The sequence below is a fragment of the Enterococcus avium genome (assembly GCF_002891025.1).
Lineage (GTDB): Bacteria > Bacillota > Bacilli > Lactobacillales > Enterococcaceae > Enterococcus_A > Enterococcus_A avium.
Window position 1 is genome coordinate 1,923,440 of the sequence record NZ_NBSL01000002.1, and the last position, 26,650, is coordinate 1,950,089.

Genomic DNA, 26,650 nt, shown 5'->3' on the forward strand with positions numbered 1-26,650 from the left:
CCCCTTAATTGATCGTTCCTTTTGTTGATGGAATCTCATCTGGTGCTAATCGATTGATCGCCACCGCATCACCTAACGCTCTTCCAAAACCTTTGAAACAGGCTTCCACGATGTGGTGGCTATTCTTACCAGCAATTTGGTGCAGATGAATCGTCGCACCTAGTTCTCGGGCAAAAGCGATAAAGAATTCCTCAACTAACTCAGTATCAAATTGCGAACCGATTTTTTCGCTGGGAATATCCAGCTCGACCACAGCCATCCCACGTCCGCTGATATCAATCGCTGACATCACCAAAGCTTCATCCATCGGTAATAGCATACTGCCATAACGTTTGATGCCTCGACGTTCGCCAAGACTTTCAGAAAAAGCTCGACCAATCGCGATCGCCACATCCTCAGTTGTGTGGTGAGCATCGACCTCAATATCACCGTCACATACCAGTTCCAGATCAAAGCGTCCATGGCGAACAAATAATTCCAACATATGATCTAAAAAGCCCACACCTGTTTTGATCGTTTGTTGTCCTGTACCATCAACCGTCAGAGCCAGTTGAATCTTTGTTTCAGATGTATTACGTGTCACTTCTGCTTTTCTCATGCTTCCACCTCTTCTAGTATTGTTGATAATACTTTAACTAGCTGCTCCATTTGCTCCTGGGTTCCCACAGTGATCCGTAAATAATCCTTTGTACGCGGCTGATTAAACCAGCGCACTAAAATTTTCTTTTCTCGCAAAGCCTCGAATAATTTTTCTCCAGTAATTTGCGGATGTTTTGCAAACAAGAAGTTTCCCTGACTATCTGTTTGTTCAAAACCAAGCTTTGTCAGCGCCTGCTTGCTCCATTCTCGAATCTGAATTGTTTCTTGAATTTTTTGATCTACGTATTCCTGCTCCTGTAAAACTGCGCCGCCAGCTGCTTGAGTTAAGCTATTGATATTGTAAGGATTTAAACTGAAACGTAAGCGATTCATATCTGCTATCAAATCCGTATTCCCAACGCCAAAGCCTAAACGTGCTCCCGCCAATTGACGGGATTTTGAGAAGGTTCCTACCACAAATAAATTCTGATATTTTTCAATCAAAGTCACCATTGAAGCTCCGCTAAAATCAATATACGCCTCATCCACAACAACTAAGCGATCTGGATGACGCTCTAAAAAGGCGCAGATTTCTGCTTGTGACAAATAGATGCCTGTTGGCGCATTGGGATTGGCAAAAATCACTGTGCCGGCCAACGCATCGTATTCCTTGAGCTCTAGCGTGAAATCATTATTCAACGGAACAACGGTTGAATCAACTTTATAAAGAGCGCTATATACCTGATAAAAACCATAGGTCACATCTGGAAAAGCGATGCCTTCTTCAGTGAAGCCTTGAAAAATATACGAGAGCACCTCATCACTACCATTACCAAGGAAAAGCTGCTCCTGCTTCACACCTAGATGCTGTGCTAACGGTTTTGCTACAGCTTCGACGGTAATATCTGAGTAACGGTTTAAGCTTTGTGACACCTCAGCAACTGCTGATTCCACGCTGGGGGCCGGCGGATAAGGACTTTCATTTGTGTTTAATTTAATGAATTCTCCCTCGTTTACTTGTTCTCCTGGTGTATATGGAGTGAGATCCTGATATTTTTGATTTAAAAATGTCATGCCTCTTCACCTCTTCTCACTTTCATGGATCGCGCATGGCCGATTAAATCTTCAGTCTCCGCGAATAGTTCAACTGCAGAGGCTGCTTCTTTCATAGCCTCTTCGGTATAATACAGGTAGCTGCTCTTCTTTATAAAATCATCCACCGATAATGGCGAATAAAACCGAGCTGTTCCTTCTGTCGGTAAAGTATGGTTCGGTCCCGCAAAGTAATCCCCTAAAACCTCTGGAGTGTGATGACCTAAAAAGACGCTACCGGCATTTTCAACCCTTCCTAACAAAGCAAACGGCTCTGATACAGATAGTTCCAAATGCTCCGGCGCGATTTGGTTAGTGATAGAGATCGCTTCTTCCAAATCTTTTACTAAAATAATTTTCCCTGTATTCTCGATAGCTGCTCCAGCGATTTCTTTACGCGGCAATACCGCTAATTGTTGCTCTAATTCTGATTGAACTTTTTCAATCAGTGTCTCTTCTGTCGTTACCAGAATTGCTTGTGCTAGTGTATCATGCTCCGCCTGCGCTAAAAGATCGGCTGCAATCCAGCGAGGATTTGCGCTATGATCAGCAACGATCAACACGTCACTCGGTCCGGCGATCATATCAATATCAACTTCGCCATAAACCATGCGCTTGGCCGTGGCAACATAAATATTTCCCGGTCCCACAATCTTATCTACCTTCGGAATCGTCTCTGTGCCATACGCAAGTGCCGCTACACCATGTGCTCCACCTACTTTGTAAATTTCATCTACTCCAGCAATAGAAGCAGCCGCTAAGATAGCTGCTGGAACATTTCCTTCACTATCTGTTGGGGTCATCATGACAATTTTCTTCACACCAGCGATCTTAGCCGGTAGGACATCCATCAAGACGGTACTGGGATAAGCCGCCGTTCCACCAGGTACATAGACTCCGACACGTGCTAAAGGAATGATCCGCTGCCCCATCACAACACCATTTGGTTCTGTTGAAACAAATCCTTGTCGTACTTGTTTTTGATGGAAGGATAGAATATTTTCTTTCGCCTGCTCCATCACCTTTAATAATTCTGGCGATACTCCCTTTAAGGCTGCTTCGATCTCGCTTTCACTGACTGCTAATGTATCCAAAGTGACATGATCGATTTCTTTGATTAATTGATAAAGGGCTTGATCTCCATCTTGTTGTACGCGTTCTATAATTTTTTTGACCACCTCAGATACATCCGCAGTCTCAGAATACTTTCGTGCTAAGATATCGGCTAATTGATCCGTTTGAGTTGAATACACTCTCATAGTTGCTTCCTCACCTTCTCGATCACTTTTTGGATTCGTTCTTGCTTAAAGCGCCATGTCGCGTTGTTAATGATCAACCGAGCAGAAGATGGCGCAATGTCTTGAATCACCTTCAAATCATTTTCTTTTAAGGTCGTGCCTGTTTCGACAATATCGACAATCACGTCGGATAACCCTAATAATGGAGCTAATTCGATCGAACCGTGTAAATGAATCAATTCTACAGACCGCCCAATCCCTTCATAATACTCACGAGTGATGGTCGGATATTTTGTTGATACACGTAACGGACGTGAAAAATCTTCTTCGAAATCATTATGCGCAGCAACCGCTAATCGGCAGACACCCATATGTAAATCCAAAAATTCAATAACATCTGCTTTGTTTTCTAATAGAATATCTTTTCCTACCACGCCGATGTCCGCTGCTCCGTGCTCCACATAGATTGCTACGTCACTAGGCTTCACTAAAAAGAAACGTAATTTATTAACCTCATCACAAAAAATCAGTTTGCGATTGTCTTCAAAGACACCTTCAGCTGCCACTCCGGCCTTGGTGAACAGATCATACACCGCATCTCCCATTCGCCCCTTAGGCAGAGCTACATTCAAGTACTCTGAACTTTGATTATCCGATGGTAGTTTTTGCCCGACATGATTTAGCTTTAGTCCAAAGCCAATCGCACCTTGACGCTTTCCTTGACGACTCATTAAACGGTCGTAACGTCCACCATATAAAATTGTTTCACGCGCTTCTTTAATGAAGCCTTGGAATAACAATCCACTATAATAATCCGCGTCATTCATGATCGAAAAATCTAATCGCAGACGAATTTTCTCTGATAACTCTTCTTCCTGCAATGCTTTGTATAATTGTTTCAATTCTTCTAGTCCAGCCTGTGCTTCAGGATAAGTCGCCAACAAAACTTTGGCACGCTGATACTTTGTTTCAAAATCTCCTGATAAACGAACCAATTTGGCTAAGTTGTCCGATTCTTCTTTTGACAATCCTGCTTTGGCCGTCAATTCATCCATACCATGAGAACTTTTATCTCGCAGGCAATCCAAGACCTTTTGGCGATCCTCAATTGAAAAACGATCACAAATCCCATTGATGATTCCCATATGTGAAAGATCTAGTGTTCCTTCACCAACTTGTGCCAAACTTTTCCAAGCAAGCTTTAACATTTCCAGCTGATCATCCCAAGTAATTTCATCAATAATTTCTAGACCGATCTGATAAATTTTCTGATACTCGCCTGCCTGACGATCATGGCGATAGACATCTTCTACATAATAGACCTTTCGTGCTTCGCCATCTGGTGTATTTTTAGCAATTGACAACGTCACATCCGGCTTCAATGCCATTGTTCGACCATCGTTTCCAGTAAAAGTAATGATGGAGGAATTTCGCAAAAAATTGTAATTTTGCTGATAGTCACCATATTCCTCAAAGTTGTTTAAGTGATAAGGTTGAAAATGATGCTGAGTATATAACTTTCTTAATTTCAATTCGATTTGCTCTTCGGGTCTTAATACTTCCCATAATTCTTCCACACTTATCACTCCTAAGTCATTTTTATGTATTTAATTTTCTTTACAGAAAATTAAGTCTGATTTTCCTACCGTATACCATTCAGCTAAACAGTTCGAGCTTTATTTTGCCCTACTTTGTTGTACTCAGTTCGGGTGCCGCACATTGCGAAAAGTTGAACTGGCATCCTAAGTCATTTTTATGTATTTAATTTTCTTTGCAGAAAATTAAGTCTGATTTTCCTACCGTATACCATTCAGCTAAACAGTTCGAGCTTTGTTTTGCCCTACTTTGTTGTATTCAGACCAGATGCCACACTCTGCGAAAAGCTGAACTGGCATCCTAAGTCATTTTTTTGTATTTAATTTTCTTTACAGAAAATTAAGTCTGATTTCCTACCGTATACCATTCAGCTAAACAGCTTGAGCTTTATTTTGCCCTACTTTGTTGTATTCAGACCAGATGCCGCACACTGCGAAAAGCTGAACTGGCATCCTAAGTCATTTTTATGTATTTAATTTTCTTTACAGAAAATTAAGTCTGATTTTCCTACCGTATACCATTCAGCTAAACAGTTCGAGCTTTATTTTGCCCTACTTTGTTGTATTCAGGTCGGATGCCGCACACTGCGAAAAGCTGAACTGGCATCCTAAGTCAATTTATGTAATCATTTTTTCAAGTTCATAAAAAATGAAGTTGATTTTCATCTCGCATACCAGCTCGACACGTATTCTTAGTTTATCTGATATATCCTTAGTGTTTTCTAACAATATTAATCGTTTTGCCATAAATTAGCAATGGTAATCTGTGAATGAGCGAACATTTTGCAGAGTAAGAAATAAAAGATTTGATTTTTTCAGCAAACTTTTCTGATATACTTTTCTTAACGAGAAAGTTAGAAAACTAAAGGAATGAAAAATGTGGGAAAACTAGGTGAGCGTAAAAATGATCTGGAGATTTCTAATGATGAGTAATACCCGAAAATCAAGAAAAACGAATTTGTATTTCGTATTTCTCGTTTTGCTCGTAGGTGGACTGTTATCCGATTGGTCACATGAGCTGTATACAAATGGCTGGTCTATTAAACCCTTATTTAACATACTCACTGTTACCTTATTCTTAATCGCTTCCTACTTCATTGAAACCAGAACCTCTTTATCTGATAAAATCCGGACCTTCTTTTATTTCGTTTACTTTCTGTTCATCGGTACATTTGCCTCGGTAATCATTTATCAGAACCAACCAAATGGACAGATGATTTTTCTTTATCTTTTCTTGTCCTTCACCGGCAGTCTGATTTGGCTGTTCTTCTGTAAACAGTTAAAGACAAAAAATAAGCCGTAGTCCTGAATAGGTTCTACAGCTTATTCTGCGTCTTTAGGTTTTAATACATCTTGCCATTCGCCCATTTGATCAATAAACTTTTTACTCTTCAAATGCAGGCCAATATATTCTTCGTATAATTGATCCAGTGTTTGGCGGATCGCTTTTTTTGTCTCCGGCTTTAAATTGATCGTATTGATATTTTCATAGGTTACACTATTAAACAAGCGGATAAAATAGATTGCTCGTGGGTCAGCATGATAACGATGCTGATCTAAATGCCAGTGATCTTGGCAAAGAATCCCATTGTACTTCGAGGAGAAATCGAAGGCGCCGATTTTCTTTCCGCACACTCCACAAGCCTGCCAATTAAGCGAAACTCCGAAGCGCTGCATGATTTGAACTTCAAAAATATTCATGATCGTCTCACCATCTGCACCTTCATCCATTCGCTGCAATGCTTCTCGAGTGAACCCGTACAAAGCCGGATCATACACATGATCTTCAATCGCTGCATCCGTTAAACCTAAGATATAGGAACCATAAGCATTCAAAAAAATATCCTCTTGAAGCTTTCGCATAGGATGGATATCTTTGGCACTATTTAAGAAAGAAAGGCCATCCGTTTTCAAATTCCCGATAAATACTGCTTCAGTAAAAGGCTGAACCGCTGTTTGCAAGGGATTGTTCGCACGATGAATTCCCTTTGCAAAAAACATGACCTTCCCAGCCGATTCCGTGAAGATCTTGATTAGCTTGTCTTTTTCTTTATAATCCCGACTAAATAAAATGATGCCTTTGGTTTCACCAACCTGCGCCATCCATACGCACCTCTCTTCGATAACATCTAACTCAGTTTAACAAAAGTCTATCTAAACATCCTGCGAAAAGCAGAGCTAACAAAAGCTCCACGAAGAAATCGTGAAGCTTTGTTTATTAATAGTCGTCTTTACGGTAACCGTAGTCTTGGAGATAAGTTTGTTTATCGCGCCAATCCTTTTGGACTTTAACCCAAAGCTCTAAGTATACCTTGTCAGCTAAAAGCGTCTCAATATCTTTACGAGCTTGCGTCCCGATATTTTTCAACATCTTGCCGCCTTTTCCGATAATAATCCCCTTTTGACTTGTCCGCTCGACAATAATTGTCGCTTGAATATGAACTTTATCGTGCTCATCTCGTTTCATTGACTCTGTTACGACAGCCACTGAATGGGGGACCTCATCACGCGTTAAACTCAATACCTTCTCACGAATCAGTTCAGAAACGATAAAATATTCTGGGTGATCAGTAATTTGATCGTCTGGGAAATATTGTGGACCTTCATCCATTTGATCGACTAAAACATCTAGCAAATGCTCGACATTGTTGCCTTCTGTCGCCGAAATAGGGATGATTTCTTTAAATTCCATGATTGTCCGATAGTCATCAATGATCGCCAATAACTCGTCTGGATGGATCGTATCGATTTTATTGATGACCAAGTAAACAGGCACTTCCTGTTTGCTTAATCGTTCCAAAATGAAGTCATCACCGCGTCCACGTTTTTGATCTGCACTAACCATGAAAATGATGGCATCCACTTCACGCAAAGCGCTATAGGCCATCTCTACCATGTAATCGCCTAAGCGATGCTTCGGTTTATGAATACCTGGCGTATCGATAAAAACTATTTGTGCTTCCGGTGTTGTATAAACACCTTGAATTTTATTTCTAGTGGTTTGTGCCTTATCGCTCATAATCGCGATTTTTTGACCTACGATGCGATTTAGTAATGTTGATTTACCAACATTTGGTCGACCAACAATCGCCACAAACCCTGATTTATGTTCTGACATGTAAAAGTTCCTTTCTGAACCTTAAATACTCATTTTCCCGAAAGAAAAAGCTCAATAATTTTTGGTAAAAAGATAATCACACCAACGATTATCGCAAACACTGACGTCACTAAAACAGCTCCGGCAGCCATATCTTTGATTTTCTTGCCGATTGGATGAAAATGGCAATCGGTTACCATGTCTACCACATTCTCAAAAACCGTGTTGATAATCTCCACAATCCAAACGAGAAAGACGGCTAAAAAAATCCAAAGCCATTCTAACACAGAGACTCCTAATAAAAATGCTACCAGAATCGCCATCAGGCCAAAAACCACGTGAGCACGCATATTGCGTTCCTCTTGAAAGACTGTCTTGATCCCTTGAATCGCAAATTCTAACGAGGTGATAAAATGTTTGTTTTTCTCTGTTTTATCTTTTAAGTCCATAGGCATCTAATATCTCTTTCTGCAGACCAAACATCTCTTTTTCGTCCTCAGGAGTCATATGGTCGTACCCATTGATATGCAAAAAACCATGTACAGCTAGAAATCCCAGTTCGCGATCAAAGCTATGCCCATACTCCTCTGCCTGTTCTGCGGCACGTTCCGTAGAAATCATGATGTCGCCTAAATTCCGCGGCATTGGATCTTCCTCGTCCATGATGATCGGAATCTCATCTTCACCTTCTTCTTCCAGCGCAAAGCTGATGACATCAGTCGGTGCGTCCTTGCCGCGATAATCACGATTGATGACTTGGATCGCTGCATTATCCATAAAAGTAACAGACATTTCCGTATCCTTCGGCAATTTTAAATAATCTGCCGCAAACTGTAATACGCCATCGATTTCTTGATTTTTTTCTTCAGAGACCTGCTCTGTTTCGTCAATAAACGTAATATCCATTACTCTTCCCCTTTTTTCTCTTGCTCTTCTTTCATTTTCTCCGCCTCTGATTGCATTCTCGGATATTTGATGCGTGAATGGAAGGTTGAGCTTAAACCGCTAATCAATGATTTTTCAACGATGCGAATCTCTTTCAACGTCAATCCAGAATCGTCTAGCTGACCATCATTGATTCGTTCCTCAATCAGATTATGCACAAACTCCGTAATCTTATCAATCGAAGGATGATCCATCGCTCTGACCGCCGCCTCACAGCTATCCGCGATGTTTACAACCCCAGCTTCGCGAGTCTGTGGCCTAGGTCCTGGATAACGGAAGTCTGCTTCTGTTACTTCAGGGTTGCGCTCCTTGGCTTTAAAATAGAAGAATTTCATCAAGGTTGTTCCATGATGCTGATTACAAATATCAATCACCATTTGCGGCATCTTATATTCCTTCAGAATTTTCGCCCCTTCAATCACATGACCGAAAATAATTTGTTTGCTATCTTCCGGCAGCAGGAAGTTATGCGGATTCTCTGCCCCAGTCGGTAAATTTTCTACAAAGAAATTTGCATGACGAATTTTTCCAATATCGTGATAGTAGCAGGCTACTCGCGTCAACAACGAACGACCGCCGATTTCTGCCACAGCATTAGCACTCAGATTAGCCACCATCATTGAGTGATGATAGGTTCCGGGAGCCTTCTCCAGCAGTTCTTTTAGCAACGGATGGTTCGGATTACTTAACTCATTTAAGGTAATTACACCGCTATCTGTTACTAAGATTTCGATATATGGTTGAAGTCCCATTCCCATAATAAAGGATAAAATGCTGGCGGCAAAAGCACCTAGTAGCAGTCCCCAGGTTTGCGAATCAGTAAAGGACATTCCTTGATAGATACTTAAAATGATCGACCAGGCAACTGGAAAGGCCACGATCCAAAGCATTGCTTGCTTCACTTGATCAGATAAGCGTCTTTGTTTTACCATAACAGCCAATGTACCTGAGAAAAGGTACGTCATTAAAATGACGGGCAGCATATTCGTACCAATCGCATTGTAGTAAATAAACAGTGCAAAAACGGTCTGAAAAACTGCGGACAAAGCCCCTGCTCGTCGATTAACAAAGACCGTCAGAATCAGTGGAATGAAGGCTGCTGGGAAGAACAACGCTAGATTATTCGAAGTGCCTCCTTGAAAAGATTGCAGTATCTTCATGATAAAAACGCCAATCGTCATCGTCGCGCTATAGAATAAAATGAAGCGGACACGTTGAAACTCAACTTCAAACTGACGGCTATAAAACCATAACAAAACACCTTGTAATATTGCGGATAAAACCATTGCGATCAATGGGAAAATCGATGTACTGGAGCTAGTTAAGCCTAATAGTTTCAACTTATTAATCGCATTTGCATCAATTTGACTGCCTTCACGAACAATGACTTCACCTTGGTAAATCATTACAGGTTGAACTGAATCACTGGCTTGCTCTTTCAATTCATCCGTCCGCTTTTGATTTAAGGAATCATTGATAACAATCCCTGCTTCTAATAAGTAACGCATTGCTTGATTAGATTCTTCTGACAATCCTAAACTTTGGATCTTATCAATAGCCTGCTGTTTGTATTCAGCAAGATCGCTTTGACGAATGCGTTTTGTCATTTGTTCATCTAACAGTTTCAGACTTTCTGTTCCAACCTTCGTCAAATCAGCAGCACTTAGTTGGACAACGACTTGATAAAATTCTTCTGGCAGCTGTTGATAGAAAGTAACTGTATCCTGATCTAAACCTTCAAAATTCTTTTTTACCGCTGCTACACGCTCATCCACTGTCGGTTGGGGAACTTTTTCTCCATCTTTAGCTTGTGAAACCTTCGTCTGATAATTTTTATCTAATTCAGTATTCGCCTTTTGAATCAATGAGATTAATTGATTGATACGATCATGCTGTGTTTGCGCCAAGTCAGCTTGATATGTATATTCTGGCGTGACTGCTTCAGCGGCCAATTGACGCTTTTGGTCCGTTTCAGCTTTATTTTCAATGGTTTTATTGGCTCGAATACTTTCTGTAGCCACTTGACCTTCTTTATAATCTACACTTTTTTGAATGACGCTCGTAAGCATCGTTAATACTAATATAGTCGAAAAAGCGCCTAAAATGATTGGTATAAAATTTGAACCTAACTTTTTCAGCAAGTTATTGATGGGTCGATTTAACATCCAATTCCCTCCTGACTACTTTTCTTGGTGTCGTAGGTTCTCTTGTTCATAAGCTTCGATAATTTCTGCAACTACAGGATGCCTTACAACATCGCCAGCTTCAAAGTTCACAAAGCGGATTTTTTTGATTCCCTTCAAGGTTCTTTCGGCATGAATCAAACCGCTGACCTGCCCTTTCGGCAGATCCACCTGTGAAGTGTCGCCATTGACGATCATTTTAGAATTAAAGCCAAGGCGCGTTAAAAACATCTTCATTTGCGAAATCGTCGTGTTCTGAGCTTCATCTAAGATGACAAAGGCATCATCTAACGTCCGACCACGCATATAAGCAAGCGGGGCGATCTCAATCACTCCGCGTTCCAATAAGCGGTTCGTATGTTCCATACCAAAAATTTGATGCAAGGCATCATACATCGGACGTAAGTAAGGGTCAACCTTTTCCTTCAAATCACCTGGCAAAAATCCTAGACTTTCGCCGGCTTCTACTGCTGGGCGGGTCAAAATAATTCGTTGTACTTCCCCTTTTTTCAGTGCAGCAATTGCCATAACGATTGCTAAATAAGTTTTACCAGTCCCTGCTGGTCCCACACCAAAAACAACATCCGATTTACGTATTGCTGCTATATAACGGCTCTGTCCAATATTTTTAGGACGAATGGGTTTCCCATTACGGTCCTTCAATAATTCCTCTTCGTACATCATAACGAACTCATCCAGATGATTCTCACGTCCTAAACGCAATGCGGTCATGACATCTGGTGTCGCGACTTTAATCCCGCGATCGATCAAAATCTGCAAGGTGCGAATGATATCTCCTACTAATTTTGCCTCTTCCTTTGGTCCAATGATCTGAATCATTTCGCCGCGAGTATTGATGGTCGTCTCTGTATTTTCTTCTAAAAATTTAACATGTTTATCGTGGGTACCTAAAAGCATACTGATGTCATCTTTTCCATCAAGCTTTATTTCTAACGACTCAAAATCGTTGCTATTCAACAAGCGCTCATCCCTTCATAAATCATTCCTTCTTATAATACCACACTCTAAATAAAAGAAAAATTGTCTAAGCTTTCGCTTAAATATTAGCTATACCTGAGTTTGATTAAGATGAAATCACGAGTCTATTTTATAGATTATCTTGTGCATACAATACTACTTTGCCTATCTTATTATTTAATCTCACAAATTTTAACAGCAGCTCGGACTAGAGCATAACTCATAGCTAACTGTCTATCTATGAAGTCATTTTTCCAAATTCGGGAAAAATAATCGTATTTTCACCACGCATACGATTCTGCTAAAGAGTCTGTTCGCTATATTCAAGAAAATTAATAATTAGAGCTCAAGCCTAACAAACTGGGAAAAGTAGAACTCGCAGCTAGCTCAGTTAATGGAAGTTTATTTTTGCCACGCATACGATTCAACTAAACCTCACGTAATATTAATTAGCCGAGACCATATCATTCATCTCGTACTTTAACAAACTGCGAAAAGTTGAACTCGCAAAAAAAGCCGAGAGAAAAATCTCTCGGCTTTCATTATTGCTTATTTATTCAGAAGCTCCTTGACGATTGCGTTGACTTGATTGCCATCGGCTTTGCCTTTGACTTTCGGCATCACTGCACCCATTACTTTCCCAAATTCCTTTGGTGAAGTCGCTCCTGTTGTTGCAATTGCTTCTGTAACAATCGCACGGATCTCATCTTCAGAAAGTTGAGCCGGCAAATATTTTTCAACAATTACGATTTCCTTTTTGACCTTATCAGCCAAATCGGTGCGATCAGCTTTTTCAAACTCCGTTAGAGAATCTCGACGCTGTTTCATCTCGCGAGATAAGACAGTCAATTCTTCTTCGTCATTTAAGTCCTGACCTTTTTTAATCTGTTCATTTTGAATCGAAGCTTTAAGCATCCGGATCACTTGCAAAGTCTCTTTATCTTTTGCTCGCATCGCTTGCTTCATGTCTTCATTCAAGGTAGTAAGTAGTGACAATAGAATCACTCCGTTGACAGACTAGAATTTCTTACGTTTTCTAGCTGCTTCTGATTTTTTCTTACGTTTCACGCTTGGCTTTTCATAAAATTCACGTTTGCGAGATTCTTGCAGAGTCCCTGCTTTTGAAACGGAACGTTTGAAGCGACGAAGAGCATCGTCAAGAGATTCATTTTTACGAACCACTGTTTTTGACATATAAATTCCCTCCCTCCGGGCTTGAAATGTAACCGTTTTTGTTATTGAAATATGCTTTCAATAAACAAGACCGTCCATAAGTCATTATATCCAATGGGCTATTTTGAGTCAAGGTACTGAAGAATTTTAATTCTTAATTTATCCATTAACTTTTTGACATTTTGCACAGCGTCCAAAGAGCTCAAAGCGATGACCTTCGATTTCGCAGCCATCTAGCTGTTCTTTAAAGAAGTTCATGGGACACATATGAATCTCCTTCGTTTCTCCGCAAACTGTACAAATAAAATGGTGATGGTGTTCAAAATTTTCACTGCAGCTAAAGCGGAATTTCATCTCTCCCTGCAATTCGGTATCTTCAATCAATCCAATCTCACAAAATTCTCTTAGGTTGCGATACACAGTATCATAGCTCAATCCTGGAAATTGACCATTCATATGATTGTAAACCTCACGGGCGGAAACATAGCGGTTGGATTTGATCAGGTAGTCTAAGAGAGTTTCACGTTTTTTAGTATACTTGAAGCCATTTTCTTTGACCTTCGTCAGAGCTTTTTCTAATAACGTCGTTTGTGTCATGTTATCCCTCATTTCAAAGTGTAATGATTCCGAATAAAGTGTATGGTATAATAAATTATTACTGATTGCAAGGGAGATTTTCTTTATGGATAGCGAAAAACAAAACGAGTTAGTCACTATTTTCATCATCTCCGATTCTGCGGGAGAAACTGCATCGAAACTAGCACAAGCTTCAATGGCGCAGTATCCTACCGTAGAATTCTGTCTCTTCCGCCGGACCTTTGTACACACGGAAGAATTATTGATGAAAGCTTTAAACGATGCTAAGGCCGAAAACGGCATGATCATCTATACATTGATTGATCCAAAATTATCTAAAATTGCTAAAGAATTTTGTGACAACGAAGACGTCTTTACGATGGACTTGTTGAATCCGGTTGTGAGCGAAATTGGACGACGCGCTCATTTAGAGCCTACTGGCGAACGTGGTGCACTTCATCACTTGAACGAAAATTATTTCAAACGAATTAAGGCCATGGAGTTTGCGGTTAAATATGACGACGGAAAAGATCCCCGCGGCTTCTTAGAGGCTGATGTTGTGTTACTTGGCGTTTCAAGAACTTCAAAAACACCGCTAAGTCTTTATTTGGCTAATAAAAATTTAAAAGTTGCTAACCTACCGTTAATTCCACAAGCACATATTCCTAAACAGCTATTTGAGATCGATCCGAAAAAAATCGTTGGACTGACCAACGATCCTGAAGTATTGATTGGTATCCGTAAAGAACGGATGCGAGCTTACGGATTGAATCCTGAAACGGCCTATTCCGATCGCGAAAAGATTCAAGCAGAGCTGAAATTCGCCAATGAGCTTTATCACAAGTTAGGCTGCGAGATTATTAACGTTGCCACACTTTCGATCGAGGAAACGGCAGCGATGATCATGAGCGCCTTGGATTTAGAAGACCATAGCTACTACTTTATGGAAGAAGAAAACTGAGATCAAATCGATCTCAGTTTTCTTTCTTTTTGTAATTCACGAATCTCTTCTAAGCGATAAGGTGTTATTTGATAAACGTCATTCAGCCAATTATGATAAAACAAATGTGCCTGCGCACGCCAATAATTGTAAATTTTCCCGTCTTCATAGTAATTCGCTGGCTTCGCCGTATTGATTCCCCGTTCATGATCACGCAAATATTCTTTTTCTAAAGTATCTGTCGCATATTCAAAGTGTCCCATCAAAAAGACATCGTGCTCATCTTCTGAGATTAAGATCGCGGACCGTTCTTCCTCATCCTTAGCAATCACTTTGATTTTTGCTTGACGCACTTGCTCTTCATTGATTCCCGTATATCGTGACTGAGGCATCCAAAAACGATCATCAAAGCCTCTAAACAATCGGAATTGATGCTCTATATCTTGTTTATAGATACCAAATAATTTTTTTTCAAAAGGAACCTTATCAACTCCAAAATGATAATACAGGCCTGCTTGTGCTCCCCAGCAAATGTGAACAACAGAAGTAACTGACGTTTGGCTCCACTCCATGATTTCTACTAACTCCGGCCAATAATCGACTTCCTCAAAGGCCAACTGCTCCACTGGTGCTCCAGTAATGATCAAGCCGTCATAACAAGTCTCTTTTACCTGTGAAAAATCCAAATAAAACTTATCTAAATGATTCTTACTTGTATGCTTATGCTCATGGCTAGCTACTTTTAAGAAATCTACATCAATCTGCAAAGGACTTTGGCTAATCAAACGCAGCAGATGAATTTCTGTGTCGATTTTATTCGGCATCAAATTTAAAATCAATAGTTTTAGCGGTCGAATATCCTGTTGCTCCGCACGTGAATTATCAATCGCAAAAATATCTTCAGATTCTAAAACAGACTTTGCCGGAAAATCAGGCTCTAAGCGAATCGGCATGAGTTATCCCTCCAATTTATCAAAGGCCTGTTGCAAATCAGCAAGGAGATCGTTCACATTTTCGATTCCGCAAGATAAACGAACTAGCCCTGGTGAAATTCCTGCCTGCTGCAGCTCTTCATCAGTCAGTTGGCGGTGCGTCGAGGTTGCAGGATGCAACGCACACGTACGAATATCCGCCACGTGAACTTCTAATGAAACAAGTTCCAATGCGTCTAACCACTTGGCCGCCTGTTCTTTTCCTTCTGCGAATTCAACAGAAATGACACCGCAAAGGCCATTTGGCACATATTTTTGCGCTAAATTGTAGTTTTCATCACTTTCTAAGCCAGGATAATACACGTGTTTGATCGCTTTTTGCTCAGTTAAGTATTTCGCTATTGTCACTGCATTTTCAAAATGGCGATCCATCCGAACCGGTAATGTCTCCATCCCCAAATTAAGCAAGAATGAATTTTGCGGGGAAGGTGTAGCCCCTAAATCTCGCATTAATTGCACACGTGCTTTGGTGATATACGCCGCTTGGCCAAATTTCTCTGTATAAACGATGCCATGATACGTTTCGTCAGGCTCTGAGAGCTGAGGAAATTTGCCATTATTCCAATTAAATTTCCCGCCATCAACGATGACACCGCCTGTCTGCACTGCATGACCATCTAAATACTTGGTCGTACTATGAATCACGATATCTGCGCCAAACTCGAATGGTCGACAAAAGTATGGAGTCGCAAACGTATTATCGATAAGAAAAGGAATATCCAACTCTTTTGCTACAGATGCAAATTTTTCTTGATCCAACACCTTCACCGCGGGATTAGCGATTGTTTCGCCAAAAATGGCTTTCGTATTTGGTTTCGCCGCTTTCAACAATTCCTCTTTTGAGGCATCTTGATCGACAAATGTCACTTCAATTCCCATTTTTCTAAGGGTATGAGCAAATAGATTGTAGGTCCCGCCATAAATATAGCTAGAAGAAATCATGTGATCTCCAGCCTCTAAAATATTCAGTACCGCATAAAAGGTGGCTGCTTGCCCGGATGATGTACACAATGCTCCTACACCGCCTTCTAGTGCCGCGATTTTCTCTTCTACTACACCAGTCGTTGGATTTGCCAAACGTGTATAAAAATACCCCGCCGCCTCCAAATCAAAAAGCTTTCCAATTTCCTCTGTCGAGTCATAGGCATAGGTCGTACTTTGAACGATCGGTAATACTCGTGGTTCTCCATTTTCCGGCTGATACCCTGCATGTAAACACTTTGTTTCAAATTCCATCATTATTCCTCCTACTAGCTTTTTTTGAACACGATTGTTGCTCATAATTTTTCTCATACCTGTCATTTTCAATTGTTTTCGTAATATAAAAAACACTCCCGTCTTTTCATAGCTGAAAGGACGGGAGTGCCGTGGTACCACCTTAATTTATCAGCCTCTCACAAGACTGATCTTTAGTCGCATTGCTGCGAACTGCTGTAACGGGCATTCCCGTGTCTCACTGACAATTGCTCCGAGGCCATCTTCTAACAAATCGCTGCTGCTTCTTCTCAATTACCGAAGCTCTCTGTCAAGTCCGATTCGTTGTACTCTTCTCTTCTACGCAATTAAAATATTTGGACGCCCTCTTTTTCAACAGAAAGCACATCAATCAACGCTTCATGATCGAAGGCTTTCAAGGCCGTGACTAATTTTTCAGTATTTTCAGGCGGGGTCAATACTAAAACAGTTGGACCTGCGCCACTTAAAAAGCTGCCATAACCGCCATAAGCTTTGCAAAATTCTCGAATTTTTTTCAAATGCGGAACAAGGTGCTGGCGATGACTTTCGTGTAAGATATCTTTTTCCATCATTTTCCCAGCTAGCGGCAAATTACCATTCAAAACTGCCGCAATCATTACGTTGCCAATCGAGCTGGCTTTGACCGCATCCTGATAGGATAACTCTTTTGGTAAAACCGAACGACTTTCTGAAGTCAGCAACTCATGATTCGGGATAAAGGCAATCACATCGCAATCAGGAAACGTATGCTTCACAAAATTTACTTCATTGTTATTATAGCTCGCTACCACAAAATCTCCACAGATTGCTGGGGCCACGTTATCAGGATGGCCTTCGATCTTGGTTGCGTAGGTCACTTTCTGCTGTGGCGTCATTCCTAGATTTCCTAAACGATTGGCCAATTCAATTCCCGCTACGACAACAGAAGAGCTGCTGCCTAATCCACGAGCGATTGGAATGTCTGAAGTCATCGTGAGTTCATGCGGTTTCAAATTAGGTGCCAAATCTAATGCCGTTTGAATCAATAGATTTTTTTCATCCGAAGGGATGCTGCTGCCCAACTGATGCTTGATCTGCCATCTTTTAGTTTCCGAACCGATATCGATCGTCAAATATTGAGACAACGCGATCCCACACGAATCAAAGCCGGGCCCTAAATTGGCGCTGGTTGCTGGGACGCGGATTTTCATAGAGCAGCCACTCCTTCACGTAAGTGTCGGCGCATATCCTCCAAATCACTCATCTTATTGATTTTGATGTCTGTTTCGTTGATCGCTGTATCTGGATCTTTTAACCCATTTCCAGTAAAGACCGTTACGACGGTTTCACCTGGCTTGATCCGACCATTTTCCACATGCTGAATCACACCAGCCAATGATGCTGCTGAACCTGGTTCAACAAAAACACCTTCTTGAGAAGCCACTTTGCGATATGCATTTAAGATTTCTTCATCAGTTACAGAATCAATATAGCCATTTGATTCATCGCGAGCCTCTTCAGCTAATTTCCAGCTAGCAGGATTACCGATCCGAATCGCTGTTGCTACTGTTTCTGGTTGTTCAATGACTTTTCCTTGGACAATTGCCGCAGCACCTTCTGCTTCGAAACCGTGCATCCGTGGCAATTCTGTGCCTTTTTGCTCATGCCATTCTTTGAAGCCTTTCCAATAGGCAGAAATATTTCCGGCGTTCCCAACAGGAATTGCCAATACATCTGGCGCTTTTTCCAATTGTTCGCAAATTTCAAACGCCGCTGTTTTTTGTCCTTCTAAACGATAAGGATTCACTGAATTCACTAAAGCAACCGCTTCTGTTTCCGCAATATCACGAACTGCTTTAAGGGCTTCATCAAAGTTTCCGGGGATCGAAATAATATCTGCTCCATAAGCAATCGCTTGAGCCAATTTACCCATTGCGATCTTCCCATCTGGAATCACAACATACGCCTTGATGCCTGCACGTGTTGCATAGGCAGCGGCGGCGGCACTCGTATTACCAGTTGAGGCACAAATGATTGCTTTTGCACCATCTTCCACGGCTTTAGCCACAGCCATCACCATTCCTCGATCCTTAAAAGAACCTGTCGGATTTAAGCCTTCATATTTCCCATAAAGCGTAATCCCTAATTCTTTTGATAGATTTTTCAAAGGAATCAGTGGTGTATTTCCTTCAGCCAATGCGATCTGAGGTGTCTTATCAGTGATTGGCAAATACTCTTTATATTGTTTCAATAGACCTTCGTACATGTTTATTCCCCCATAACTTTCATCAATGACAGTAATTTGTAACTCGTTTTTTCTTTGATTTCCTGTTGAATTGTTCCCATCTTCGTTTCTGATGTCTCGTGTGTAATCAAGACTACACGAGCATTTTCACCATCGCCTTTTTCTTGGACAACTTGTTCGAACCCTACTTTTGTTTCAGTCATGATCTCAGCCAGCTTCAAAAATTGACCAGGCTCATCAGGCATTTCTAATGATAAGAAGTACTTGCTGATGTTTTCATCTGGTGAAGTAATTTTGGTTGGTTGGGTATAGCCAGTAAAGCGATGACCAACAGTATTTTTCTTCATCTTATTAACGATCGTCATCAAATCCGCCACGATACTGGTAGCCGTTGGGCGTGCACCAGCTCCCGGACCATAGTACATTGATTCGCCAATTCCTGAACTTTTAACAAAAACAGCGTTCATTTCATTATGGATTGAAGCCAGCGGGTGTTCATGCGGCACTAAGACCGGACCAACCTCCACCGAAATCGTATCGTCATTTTTGATGGTCGAGCCGATTAATTTCACGGTGTAGCCTAGCTGATCGGCAATCGACACATCCTCTGCTGCCAATCCGCGAATACCTTTGATCTTGACTTGATCCATTGTGATCGACATTCCAAAAGCAAATTTGCTTAGAATAACCATTTTATATGCGGCATCGATCCCGTCCACATCATTGGTTGGATCACTTTCCGCAAAGCCTAGTTCTTGAGCTTCTTTCAAGGTCTCATCATATGTTCGATGCTCTTGAACCATCTTAGTCAGCATATAATTGGTTGTTCCATTGACGATTCCAAGAACTTCGGTAATATCATCTGCTGCTAAGCTGTTAGCGATCGTTCGTAAGATCGGAATACCACCAGCAACGCTAGCTTCATAATACAAATTTCGCTGCTGCTCACGCGCCAGATTAACTAACTCAGTCCCGTGCTGTGCTAATAAATCCTTATTCGCAGTGACAACATTTTTACCAGCCATAAGTGCTTTTTTGATAAAGGTCTTGGCTGGTTCGATCCGTCCCATCACCTCTACTACAATAGCGATCTCTGGATCATTTAAAATTGCGTCCAATTCAGTAACCAATTCCAATTGATATTTTTCTGCTAAAGCAGATTTATCTTCTTCTGGACGGATCAAGGCTTTTGTTACAACCAAGGGGCCGCCAATACTTTTTTCGATTTTATCTTTGTGATCTGCCAAAATTTCTAGGACACCGGTACCAACTACACCTAAACCTAATAGACCTACCTTGACTGCTTTTTCCATAATCCGCCTCCGTTAAATTACATTCATATTAAAAGTAATTTCATCGTATTCTAATAGTTAGCTATCAGTATAACAAAATTTCTGTAAAAAAAAAGAGCTTTTCCAAAAAATTTGGAAAAGCTCTTTTTATTGATGCGTAACGTGGCGAAAGGTCTGCTCTAAAACATCCAGGACATGCTGATCATCTAAACTATAAAGCATGGCCTTTCCATCACGACGTGCTTTGACTAAGCGATTGTCACGCAATAATTTTAGTTGATGAGAAACCGCGGATTGCTCCATCTTCAGCGTATCACTGATAGATGAGACATTGCGCTCGCCCTCTTTTAGAAACATTAATATTTTTAATCGTGTAGGATCACTCAAAATTTTAAAAAATTGACTGACCGCTCGAACTTCTTCTTGTTCCTTCATTTACAGCCCTCATTTACTCTATTCGGCGATTTTACGGATCGCTTCTTCATATGCGGCAATCTTTTCAGCAGCCGCATCATGGGAATCTCCTTTTACACCGATGTAGAACTTGATTTTTGGTTCTGTTCCAGAAGGACGAACGGCAATCCATGTTTCATCTGCCAAAGTATACTTCAAGACATCTGAAGCAGGCATGTCGATCGCTGTTTCATCCCCATTGGCATCAATTGATTTCGAAGTTTTGAAATCTTCTGTCATTGTTACTGCAACATCCGCAAAAGCTTTTGGTGCTTCGTTACGCAGATTGCCCATGATCGTTTTGATCTGTTCGGCCCCTTCAGCACCGCTCAAGGTCACTGAGATAGTTTTTTCAGCATAGTAGCCATACTCTTCAAAAATATCTTGCAAGCCATCGTATAGCGTCTTGCCTTGTTTTTTGTAGTAAGCGGCCACTTCTGCTAACAAGACTAACGCTTGGATCGCATCTTTGTCACGTACAAAGGATTTAATCAAATAGCCATAGCTTTCTTCAAAACCAAACATAAAGGTTTGTGAATGGTCATCTTCATATTGTTGGATTTTTTCAGCAATAAATTTAAAGCCGGTTAAAACATCAACCATTTTTACATTGTAGGCATCTGCGATCGTTGTTGCTAATTCACTTGATACGATTGATTTAAGTACGACTGCATTGTCTGGTAAAGTTCCTGCTTGCTTATGAGCTTCCAAGATGTAACGAATCATGATAGCCCCGATTTGATTTCCAGTCAACACTTCATATCGTCCATCTGGCAAACGAACAGCCGCACCAAGACGATCGGCATCAGGGTCCGTCGCAATTAACAGGTCTGCTCCTTCTTGCTCACCTAGCTTGATCGCATATTCAAAGGCAGAGTGTTCTTCAGGATTTGGTGATTTAACTGTTGAGAAATTTGGATCAGCGATTGCTTGTTCAGGAACTAAAACAAATTTTTCGAAACCAGCTTGTTTTAGAGCCTTTTCACCTAGCATTTTCCCTGTTCCATGTAATGGTGTGTAAACCAATTTTAACTCTTTACCCATTTCATTGATCAGTTCTTGATTGATGGTCACCGATTTGATTTTTCTCAAATACTCTGAATCGACTTCATCACCAATAATATTGATTAAACCGCTGTGTTTAACTTCATCATCAGATAGCACTTCAACTTCTAATGGATTTTCTACGTCACGAACAAATTTTGTCAATGCATCTGCATCTTCTGGCGGCATTTGTCCACCATCTTCGCCGTAAACTTTGTAGCCATTATATTCAGCTGGATTGTGGGATGCCGTGATCATAATGCCGGTGAAGGCATTTTCAAAACGAACGGCAAACGATAATTCTGGTGTGGGGCGTAAGCTCTCAAATACAAAGGAAGGAATATCATGCTTTGCTAATGTTTTAGCGGCTTCCATTGCAAATTCTGGTGACATGTGGCGTGAATCATAAGCAATCGCCACACCGCGACGTTTCGTTTCGGGATCTTGCGTATCCATGAAACGAGCCAAGCCTTCAGTTGCTTGACGAATAGTGAAAATATTCATTCGATTGACACCAGGACCTAAGACACCTCGCATGCCTGCTGTTCCAAATTCTAGTTGTTTATAAAACGCATCTTTTTTCAACTCTCGGTCTTTGCCTAAGTCTTGTAATTCTTTACGCATTTTTTCATCTAATTTATCTGAATCAATCCATTGTTCATAAACTTGTTCCCAAGACATGAAACGCACCTCTTTCAAAATTTTTCTTACCATTTAAGTATACCATTACTGTTATATTCAGCAAAGCAAACTTGTATCTTATTCAACATGCAATAAAAAGTCGCGCTATTTTTTACATAAATGAAGATCCGACCTGATTTAATACAGTGATCCTGACTGCCATAGTAATTTCAAGTTATTATTGCCAAATTTTTCGTTCGTTAATATCCAGCGTATCGGAAGCTTGTAGTGAATTCAATCGTGCCTTAATCAGCTGTTTACGTCCAGAAATATTCTTCGTATAAAAAAAGTCGGCCGTTAATCCTTGTTGTTTAATTGCGGTCAAAAAAATTAGCACCGCTTTTTTATTTTTGCTATAACGACCAGGTATCACAAAATAATCCTGTTTAATTTTTAGCAGATATCGTGGTGAATGAATCTCTCCTAATAACTCACAAATCAGCTCATTGAAAAGTTTTTCCTGATGATAACTCGCGACAATTTCACAAGAAAAAGAATGATTATTCCAATCAATGACTAATGGGATGCTTTCTGAGAGTACACCCTCATTTAGCAGTAACTGATAGAGCGTTTGAACTAGTTTCTGCCGAACCTGACAAGCCTTATGCCAATGCTTTTTCCTTTTTCTTTCCTTAAAGTAGATATTTAACGCTCCTTGCAGGAATGCTTGAATAAGATTGAGCTGATCCACATTATCAAGTTTAAAGGCATTCGACTCTAAATGTACTTCCGTTTCTTTAGGCCGGCTTCGAATGAACAGAGGCATTGCCAAATGGGTCCCCTGCTTTAAAGCCGTCTCCCAAAGCATAAAATGCTGCTTCCGTTCTTTCGCGCGATAAAGATTATTTTGAGTATAGCCGGCGATTGTCCTCAGATCTAGGATATCAGGTAATTCAAACCGTTCTCTGCCAGTTGAGATCACAGGTTCATCCATCAGATTCAAGCCTTCGATAAATGATAAACGCTTCAAAATAGCAGCAAAAAGCGGCTGCTCTGTCACTGGAATATTCGGATAAATCGAAGCAATATGCCAGATATTGGTCAGCTTCTCATCCCCGGAACACCGCAATCCTCTACCGCGAATCTGTTGAGTTTGAACATACGAGCCGGCCGCATTTCCCATAATAATCGTGTTAACGGCGGGACAATTCCAGCCCTCGCCTAACAAGCTGACCGTCCCGATCAATAGATTGATCTCGCTTGAATCCAAAAGCTGCGTAGTCAACGCTAACAGCTCACTGCGTTTTTTATCCGTCATCGCTAAGTAGATATAACCAGCCAGCTTTTTCTCTCTGCGAAATTCTGCGTAAGTTTGAAAATGAGTTTGAAATATTTTTTGACTGACAATCAGAAATTCGCCGCAAACGACAGCCAGAGATGTTTCAGGCCGAATCAGTTCCTTCAATGATAAGAAGGTAGGCACAACACCATACTCTAAATAGTCCTCTTTTCCGGCTAAAACCTCCTGCTTGATATAATCAAACAGCAGTACACACCGCAGTTCATTCCCTAGATAGCTTTCCTCCTTTACCACAATATGCTCGATGGCCTCTTTCATTAACGGTATATTTGCTTGATTGTTTATTTCGAAATCTGGAAAAAGTCGGAGCTTGTCCTCATATAACCAGCCCTTCTTTGAAAGATAGCGAAATATTTCCAATTGTGGAACAACTTGAAAAAGATACTGATACAAATCAATAATACTTTTTCTTGTTTGCTGCGGAATTTTTATTTTATTTCGTTTTATACCCAGAACCTGCCAATGATCGTCGCTGAACTGATACTGCTGTTCATTCAAATAAAGTAAACAGCTTAAATAGCTGTCAAAATTCTGATAGATAAATTCTGTTTGATTTAACGGCTGCTGAATGAATTCTTGAGCCAAGAGGTAATCCGTCACTTCTGGTTGACTGCAAAGATGCGATACGATTTGATTTTGCTCATTTAAGAATTCGGTAAATTGTTTCTGTGATTCCTTCGTGACTGGTGCTAAGTAAACATAGTCTTGATATGGAGCAAGAACCGCCTCGTTAATCAATTCGGAGACAGTAATTTCTTCATCGATAGCACCGGTCAGCCGAATATAGTTGCCCCATTCTTTTTGATTCGCGTCAAAAGGAGGTGTTGCCGTTAAGGCTAACGTTTGCAGCTCAGTAGCTTTTTCTTTTAAGTCCAGCAGCAAATCTGACCAGTTTTTCTTTAAGTGGTGGGATTCGTCCAGCACTAGAAAACCAATCCCATGTTCAGTAAAGTGATTGTCTAATTCTTTCCTCTTACTGTACAAGTATTGATACGTAGTAACTGTTATATTTGCAGGTTGAAGCAGTTCCTCGGAAATTTCCCATTGCGGATAGTAATGCTGAATCACTTCAATCCACTGCTTTTTCAACAGGATTGAAGGAACAAGGATCAATGTTTTTCGCTGAATCTTCTCAACAAGCGCCATTCCTAAAATCGTCTTCCCTGATCCCGGCGGAGCAACAATATGGATACTGTCATTATCCAAATAACTAGCTAATTGATCGATGACTCGCTGCTGGTACGCTCGTAGTTTGATAGCTGACAATTGGTTCCCTCCTTATTGTTTTAGTTAATTACATGAGGCTTAATACCTTGCAGAAAAGCAGCAAAATCGTCTCAATCAATTGTAGCATTTTTTCAAATCCAATGTTTTTTATAAAAAAAAGGCAAGAAAATCTAACCAATGATCAGATTCTCTTACCTTTTACTTATTAATTTTGTGCTTCGATATACTTATAGACTTGTTGGCCTGCGATCCCGCCTTCACCGACAGCGGTCGTTATTTGACGTAGATCTTTTTCACGGGCATCTCCAATTGCAAAAACACCTGGAATTTTAGTTTTCATTTCTTGATCTGTCTCAATCCAGCCTGCAGCATTCGTGATACCACTATTTTTAAATGGCTCAGTCAATGGTTCTAAACCAACATAAATAAAAGCACCATCTGCTGGTTCTAAATGAACGTCATCAGTTTTTACATTGCGTATTTGTGCGCCTGTTACGACCATTTCGTTACCGACGATTTCATCCACAACACTGTCCCAAATAAATGAAATTTTTTCATTTGCAAAGGCACGATCTTGAATAATTTTTTGTGCGCGTAATTCATCACGACGATGAACGATCACGACTTCAGAAGCAAAACGTGTTAAATAAATCGCTTCTTCTACCGCTGAATCTCCTCCGCCAACAACAATCAAGCGTTTATTACGGAAAAAAGCACCATCACATACAGCACAATAAGAGACTCCGCGTCCTGCGAAAGATTCTTCACCTGGCACGCCTAATTTACGATGGACACACCCTGTAGCAATAATGATCGTTTTGGTTTGATAGCTTTTATCTTCAGTGATAACTTCCTTGTAGTCACCGTGATCAACGATATCTTGAACGATTCCATAGGCATTTTCCGTGCCAAATTTTGTGACTCCATCATACATTTTCATCGCAAGCTCTGGACCCATGATTGACTCGAAGCCTGGATAATTTTCTACTTCAGCGGTATTGTTCATTTGTCCGCCTGGCGCCCCCCGTTCAATCAAAAGCACCTTTAGATTCGAGCGTGAAGCATATAAGGCAGCGGTCATCCCAGCTGGGCCCGCACCGATAACTATTACATCATACATTCAGACATTCCTCCCATACGCCTTTACTTTACAACCCTAAATTTATTATGTCGACAAATCTGCTTACTAATTGTCAGTTTTGCAAATTCGCAGCTAAGTCAGTAATAAGGATTATTTTTTTCAAAAGACGAGAAAATTAGTTTGGTTCTCATCACGCTTACGATCTAACTAAACTTCGTGTAATTTTATCTGTTTTAACAAATTGATTTCATCTCAAACGCCATCATACTCGAAAAGTGCAACTACCAAAAAAGAAGGGCAACCATCCTGAGACGATTGTCCTTTCATCATTATTGTTGATTTTTCATTTGCTGCATCATTTGACGAACTTTCTTTTCTGAAGGCTTTTGTCCCATTGACATCATCATTTGACGTAACATATCCTCGTTGATCGGAGGATTCTTTTTAAAATAGTCTTGCATATATTTACGGGCTAAGAAGAAACCGCCGACAGCACCTAATAGTGCAGCGATTACTGCGATCAATACTACAATTCCAGTTGATACCATTTTCACCGCTCCTTTCCTGACACATTCTCGTATATTTTACTAAAAGATACCCTAAAAGAAAAGCCGTTTTAAGAAACTTCAAATCAATCCACAAGATTTTTAGTCTAATCTTACTAATTGGCCTTGAAAAAGAAAGAATTTTCCCTTTTAACAATATCTTAGCAGCTAGTAACTGA

At 40.6% G+C, this 26,650-nt stretch carries 25 protein-coding genes; 2 read left to right on the forward strand and 23 right to left on the reverse strand.

All coding sequences use genetic code 11. The features are described 5' to 3' along the window. Nucleotides 1-4: 4 nt before the first annotated feature. Genes hisB through hisG form a run of 4 tightly spaced genes read right to left on the reverse strand, consistent with a single transcriptional unit; the run spans nt 5 to nt 4,486 of the window. The gene (hisB, locus tag AUF14_RS09800) at nt 5-598 is read right to left on the reverse strand and encodes an imidazoleglycerol-phosphate dehydratase HisB (protein WP_049220068.1); all 594 of its coding nucleotides are present in this window, start codon (nt 596-598) and stop codon (nt 5-7) included. Next, nucleotides 595-1,653, reverse strand: coding sequence for a histidinol-phosphate transaminase (gene hisC / locus AUF14_RS09805; protein ID WP_049220070.1), 1,059 nt, complete (start codon nt 1,651-1,653; stop codon nt 595-597). The genes hisB and hisC overlap by 4 nt, the downstream gene beginning before the upstream one ends. Further along, nucleotides 1,650-2,930: a histidinol dehydrogenase gene (hisD, locus tag AUF14_RS09810; RefSeq protein ID WP_102866023.1), complete on the reverse strand. Its 1,281-nt coding sequence runs from the start codon at nt 2,928-2,930 to the stop codon at nt 1,650-1,652. Before hisD ends, hisC begins: the two co-directional genes overlap by 4 nt. Then, entirely contained in the window at nt 2,927-4,486 is a 1,560-nt protein-coding gene (gene hisG / locus AUF14_RS09815; RefSeq protein ID WP_049220074.1) for an ATP phosphoribosyltransferase, read from the reverse strand. The genes hisD and hisG overlap by 4 nt, the downstream gene beginning before the upstream one ends. Nucleotides 4,487-5,426: 940 nt before the next feature. Between hisG and AUF14_RS09820 the strand changes: the two genes are divergently transcribed. Next, nucleotides 5,427-5,807: a hypothetical protein gene (locus AUF14_RS09820; protein WP_049220191.1), complete on the forward strand. Its 381-nt coding sequence runs from the start codon at nt 5,427-5,429 to the stop codon at nt 5,805-5,807. 20 nt (nt 5,808-5,827) lie between these two features. Here the strand turns inward: AUF14_RS09820 and recO are convergent, their stop codons facing one another. The 9 genes from recO to AUF14_RS09865 all read right to left on the reverse strand — a co-directional run bounded on the left by recO (nt 5,828) and on the right by AUF14_RS09865 (nt 13,477). Then, a complete protein-coding gene (gene recO / locus AUF14_RS09825) occupies nt 5,828-6,607 on the reverse strand; it encodes a DNA repair protein RecO (RefSeq protein ID WP_049220188.1) in 780 nt (259 codons plus the stop codon). A gap of 115 nt (nt 6,608-6,722) precedes the next feature. Then, nucleotides 6,723-7,622 (reverse strand): GTPase Era, encoded by a 900-nt coding sequence (era, locus tag AUF14_RS09830; protein WP_049220186.1) that lies wholly within the window; start codon nt 7,620-7,622, stop codon nt 6,723-6,725. A gap of 29 nt (nt 7,623-7,651) precedes the next feature. Then, nucleotides 7,652-8,056, reverse strand: a complete 405-nt coding sequence (locus AUF14_RS09835) for a diacylglycerol kinase family protein (RefSeq protein WP_049220184.1) — start codon at nt 8,054-8,056, stop codon at nt 7,652-7,654. Continuing rightward, a complete protein-coding gene (gene ybeY / locus AUF14_RS09840) occupies nt 8,034-8,507 on the reverse strand; it encodes an rRNA maturation RNase YbeY (protein ID WP_049220182.1) in 474 nt (157 codons plus the stop codon). Before ybeY ends, AUF14_RS09835 begins: the two co-directional genes overlap by 23 nt. Further along, on the reverse strand, nt 8,507-10,711 hold the full coding sequence (locus AUF14_RS09845; RefSeq protein ID WP_102866024.1) for an HD family phosphohydrolase: 2,205 nt from the start codon (nt 10,709-10,711) through the stop codon (nt 8,507-8,509). The genes ybeY and AUF14_RS09845 overlap by 1 nt, the downstream gene beginning before the upstream one ends. Nucleotides 10,712-10,726: 15 nt before the next feature. Next, complete coding sequence (locus tag AUF14_RS09850) at nt 10,727-11,647, reverse strand: PhoH family protein (RefSeq protein ID WP_048718175.1); 921 nt, start codon at nt 11,645-11,647, stop codon at nt 10,727-10,729. Nucleotides 11,648-12,256: 609 nt separating this feature from the next. Further along, nucleotides 12,257-12,703, reverse strand: a complete 447-nt coding sequence (locus AUF14_RS09855; protein ID WP_048721501.1) for a GatB/YqeY domain-containing protein — start codon at nt 12,701-12,703, stop codon at nt 12,257-12,259. 21 nt (nt 12,704-12,724) lie between these two features. Next, complete coding sequence (gene rpsU / locus AUF14_RS09860; protein WP_002356740.1) at nt 12,725-12,901, reverse strand: 30S ribosomal protein S21; 177 nt, start codon at nt 12,899-12,901, stop codon at nt 12,725-12,727. Between the two features lie 138 nt (nt 12,902-13,039). Further along, on the reverse strand, nt 13,040-13,477 hold the full coding sequence (locus tag AUF14_RS09865; RefSeq protein WP_016181316.1) for a Fur family transcriptional regulator: 438 nt from the start codon (nt 13,475-13,477) through the stop codon (nt 13,040-13,042). A gap of 85 nt (nt 13,478-13,562) precedes the next feature. Here AUF14_RS09865 and AUF14_RS09870 point away from each other — a divergent pair, with 85 nt between their 5' ends. Then, nucleotides 13,563-14,417, forward strand: a complete 855-nt coding sequence (locus tag AUF14_RS09870) for a pyruvate, water dikinase regulatory protein (RefSeq protein WP_016181315.1) — start codon at nt 13,563-13,565, stop codon at nt 14,415-14,417. A 2-nt stretch (nt 14,418-14,419) separates the two neighbouring features. On the opposite strand, the gene AUF14_RS09875 is transcribed toward AUF14_RS09870, so the two are convergent. From AUF14_RS09875 to AUF14_RS09920, 10 genes are all read right to left on the reverse strand, one after another. Next, nucleotides 14,420-15,349, reverse strand: coding sequence for a homoserine O-succinyltransferase (locus tag AUF14_RS09875; RefSeq protein ID WP_016181314.1), 930 nt, complete (start codon nt 15,347-15,349; stop codon nt 14,420-14,422). 3 nt (nt 15,350-15,352) lie between these two features. Further along, entirely contained in the window at nt 15,353-16,624 is a 1,272-nt protein-coding gene (locus AUF14_RS09880) for an O-acetylhomoserine aminocarboxypropyltransferase/cysteine synthase family protein (protein ID WP_049221072.1), read from the reverse strand. A 326-nt stretch (nt 16,625-16,950) separates the two neighbouring features. After that, complete coding sequence (gene thrB / locus AUF14_RS09885) at nt 16,951-17,814, reverse strand: homoserine kinase (RefSeq protein WP_016181312.1); 864 nt, start codon at nt 17,812-17,814, stop codon at nt 16,951-16,953. Further along, a complete protein-coding gene (gene thrC / locus AUF14_RS09890) occupies nt 17,811-18,869 on the reverse strand; it encodes a threonine synthase (protein WP_016181311.1) in 1,059 nt (352 codons plus the stop codon). Before thrC ends, thrB begins: the two co-directional genes overlap by 4 nt. A gap of 2 nt (nt 18,870-18,871) precedes the next feature. Further along, the gene (locus tag AUF14_RS09895) at nt 18,872-20,161 is read right to left on the reverse strand and encodes a homoserine dehydrogenase (RefSeq protein ID WP_016181310.1); all 1,290 of its coding nucleotides are present in this window, start codon (nt 20,159-20,161) and stop codon (nt 18,872-18,874) included. 126 nt (nt 20,162-20,287) lie between these two features. Then, the gene (locus AUF14_RS09900) at nt 20,288-20,575 is read right to left on the reverse strand and encodes an ArsR/SmtB family transcription factor (protein WP_016181309.1); all 288 of its coding nucleotides are present in this window, start codon (nt 20,573-20,575) and stop codon (nt 20,288-20,290) included. Nucleotides 20,576-20,593: 18 nt separating this feature from the next. Beyond that, nucleotides 20,594-22,318 (reverse strand): phospho-sugar mutase, encoded by a 1,725-nt coding sequence (locus AUF14_RS09905; RefSeq protein ID WP_016181308.1) that lies wholly within the window; start codon nt 22,316-22,318, stop codon nt 20,594-20,596. Between the two features lie 178 nt (nt 22,319-22,496). Then, nucleotides 22,497-24,884: a DEAD/DEAH box helicase family protein gene (locus AUF14_RS09910; RefSeq protein WP_016181307.1), complete on the reverse strand. Its 2,388-nt coding sequence runs from the start codon at nt 24,882-24,884 to the stop codon at nt 22,497-22,499. Nucleotides 24,885-25,050: 166 nt separating this feature from the next. Then, nucleotides 25,051-25,965 carry a thioredoxin-disulfide reductase gene (gene trxB, locus AUF14_RS09915; protein ID WP_016181306.1) on the reverse strand — a complete coding sequence of 305 codons (915 nt, stop codon included), beginning with the start codon at nt 25,963-25,965 and terminating at the stop codon, nt 25,051-25,053. 290 nt (nt 25,966-26,255) lie between these two features. Next, complete coding sequence (locus AUF14_RS09920; RefSeq protein WP_010740033.1) at nt 26,256-26,474, reverse strand: YneF family protein; 219 nt, start codon at nt 26,472-26,474, stop codon at nt 26,256-26,258. Nucleotides 26,475-26,650: the final 176 nt, after the last annotated feature.